The organism is Flavobacterium sp., from assembly GCF_041911335.1.
Classification (GTDB): domain Bacteria; phylum Bacteroidota; class Bacteroidia; order Flavobacteriales; family Flavobacteriaceae; genus Flavobacterium.
In genome coordinates, this window is sequence record NZ_JAYRPD010000021.1 from 1 (window position 1) to 2,126 (window position 2,126).

The window sequence follows — 2,126 nt, forward strand, 5'->3', positions numbered from 1 at the left end:
AAGAGAATGTCCTGTTCTCTTTCAAATATCATTTAAAAATTTTACGACAACCCCATAACTCCTGAAAAGAGCTCCCAAAGCTTCCGTTCAACAGGAGTTTCATTGTTCGTGCTCCGCACGCAACGAAACTCTAGTTATTATGTGTAGTTTTTTAGTATCTTTGTCAGATGAAATTATCAGATTAGCAAATTTACTTTACGCAACGTATAGGAAGAGAATAGTTTAGTATTATTCTTCGTTTCCTTATTGTCTCTTATTGTAAATTAAATATGTTAAATAATGAAAAATTACTTCGAAAGTCCTTTTAAAGGAAAAATAATCAAAGACCACATAACTAATCCCAATATAATTTCGGGTAAATATTCTTATTATTCTGGTTATTATCACGGTCATTCATTTGACGATTGTGCTCGTTATCTGTTTCCGGACAGGAATGATGTCGATAAACTAATTATCGGTTCTTATTGTTCAATAGGGAGCGGTGCAAGTTTCATAATGGCAGGTAATCAAGGTCATAAATATGATTGGATTTCCAGTTTTCCATTTTTTTATATGTCTGAATTTGATGTTTTCAGTAAAAGCCAAGATGGATTTCAAAAAGCAGGAGATACAGTTGTTGGGAATGATGTTTGGATTGGTAGTGAAGCTATGATAATGCCAGGAGTTCAGATAGGAGATGGAGCTGTTATTGGCAGTCGTGCTTTGGTTACAAAAGATGTTGAACCTTATTCAATTGTAGGGGGAAATCCAGCCAAATTGATAAAAAAGAGATTTAGTGATGATGACATCCAAAAATTGCAGGAAATGAAATGGTGGGAATGGGATGAAGAAACCCTTTTTGAAGCAATGCCAATTCTTTGTTCAAATAAAATCGATTTGTTGTACAAGTTTTTTAGAAAAATGAAATGATAAAAAGAAGGTTCCGAAATTCGGAGCCTTTTTGTTTTAACTGCGTTTGCGGCTAAAATTACACATAACGAAAAATGGTAGCCGTAGTTGCCGGATTTACAGCACTTTCGTATCAATTTAGCACTTCGGTTCGTTAAAAGCACCAAAGTATCAAGTTGGCACGAAAGCCGGCAATTATCGGCTACCATATGTTAGTGGCATTTATCATTTCATTATATTCATTTGCTTTAACGCATTTTTTGTTACATTAATTCTCGATGAAATAAAATCATCAACATTCAATCCGTCTGTCGGAATTACATTTGTTGCAAAAAAATAAACATTAGATTTTGTTTCAACATAACCAACAAACCAACCATTATATTTTTCTTCTATCGAACTTAATCCAGTCTTACCGCTTAAAATGTAATTTTCAGTTCGCTCAATTTCCATAATATTTTTGACAATCTTTATTGTCCTATCAGAAATTGGAAATTTTGAAAAATAGAATTTCCTTAAAAAGTCGATTTGTTGTTTTTGAGATATTTTTGAATTTCCTTCAAGCCAAAAATTATCAATGGTTAAAGTGTCGAAAACCATTCCTTTGTAATCTAATTTTCTCAAATATTTTTTCATTCTTTTTACACCAACTTTTCTAGCAATTTCTTGATAACAAGGAACACAAGAAACTTGAAACGCTTTTTTAAAAGTCAAATCTTCTTCCCAACTTTTAAATCTCCGTTTTTCACCATTCCATTTGAAAATTGCAGAATCATTTTTAATTATTCCAGTTTCTAAAGCAATTATTGAGTTCGGAATTTTGAAAGTTGATGCTGGAATTACTCCAGTTTTTGCCCAAGAAAAATCGTTAGAATAATATATTTTGTTTTTTACGTCATAAATTAAAATTGATCCGTTTACTTCTAAACTATCCAAAATATTTCCAAATTCTGTTTTTACAACTTCTTTTGTATTTAGTTTTTTAGTTTGGCAATTTGCGGTAAAGTTTACTAATATAATTATATTTAAAAGTATTATTATTTTTCTCATTTTAATTTTTGTTTCATTAAGGTTTATGTCGCTTCAAGATGACGCACAACGTTGTTCGGCTTTGCGTTCGGGCGGGTTTCGGAGCACAAAAGCCTAAATTTATTTCTAATGTTTAATCGAAGCACAAGGCTTCAAGTTTATACGTCAGCCCGCCTGACGCAAAACCGATGTTGAACTAAACCTTCGGT

General features: G+C 32.0%; 2 protein-coding genes. One reads left to right on the forward strand and one right to left on the reverse strand.

Going from position 1 to position 2,126, the window contains the following annotated elements; genetic code table 11:
* The first annotated feature begins 279 nt into the window (after positions 1-279).
* Positions 280-909 carry a type B chloramphenicol O-acetyltransferase gene (gene catB / locus ACE3PD_RS02710; RefSeq protein WP_010256763.1) on the forward strand — a complete coding sequence of 210 codons (630 nt, stop codon included), beginning with the start codon at positions 280-282 and terminating at the stop codon, positions 907-909.
* Positions 910-1,113: 204 nt separating this feature from the next.
* Here the strand turns inward: catB and blaOXA are convergent, their stop codons facing one another.
* A complete protein-coding gene (gene blaOXA, locus ACE3PD_RS02715) occupies positions 1,114-1,938 on the reverse strand; it encodes a class D beta-lactamase (RefSeq protein WP_214192608.1) in 825 nt (274 codons plus the stop codon).
* Between the last annotated feature and the right edge of the window lie 188 nt (positions 1,939-2,126).

Excerpts from the sequence above, each read along its gene's own strand:
- catB (WP_010256763.1), top strand. The coding sequence starts at position 280 with ATGAAAAATTACTTCGAAAGTCCTTTTAAAGGAAAAATAATCAAAGAC.
- blaOXA (WP_214192608.1), bottom strand. The coding sequence starts at position 1,938 with ATGAGAAAAATAATAATACTTTTAAATATAATTATATTAGTAAACTTT.